The organism is Streptomyces sp. P9(2023) (assembly GCF_032436795.1).
Classification (GTDB): Bacteria; Actinomycetota; Actinomycetes; order Streptomycetales; family Streptomycetaceae; genus Streptomyces.
Genome location: NZ_JAUPWM010000229.1, coordinates 1 through 362 on the forward strand (window position 1 = coordinate 1; position 362 = coordinate 362).

The 362-nt window shown below is 33.4% G+C and carries 1 protein-coding gene; it reads left to right on the plus strand.

Going from position 1 to position 362, the window contains the following annotated elements; genetic code table 11:
• Positions 1-142: 142 nt before the first annotated feature.
• On the plus strand, positions 143-362 hold a 220-nt coding region (locus Q5762_RS37460), incomplete at its 3' end, for a glycosyltransferase (protein ID WP_315896778.1).

Here is a 362-nt window from a genome sequence, read left to right on the forward strand (position 1 = left end):
TCTAAAGTTATAAGAGATATAATTAAAAAGAGATATATTGGACGTGTATAATTTGCGCAGTGAAAGTGAGATTATCGCCAGTTGGCATGGTGATGTTAATCAACCGATAGTGTCTGTTATTTGTACAGCATACAATCATGAGATGTACATTGAGGATGCAATCGTCGGTTTTTTATTACAAGAGACTAGCTTTCCGTTTGAAGTTATTATTCATGATGATGCATCATTGGATAACACAGCAGTAATTATTGCTGAGTATTCAGATAAATATCCAAATATAATTAAACCCATCCTACAGGAAGAAAATCAATTCAGTCGATTGGGTATGCAAATGACGATTGATCTTCTTAATAACTGTTCTG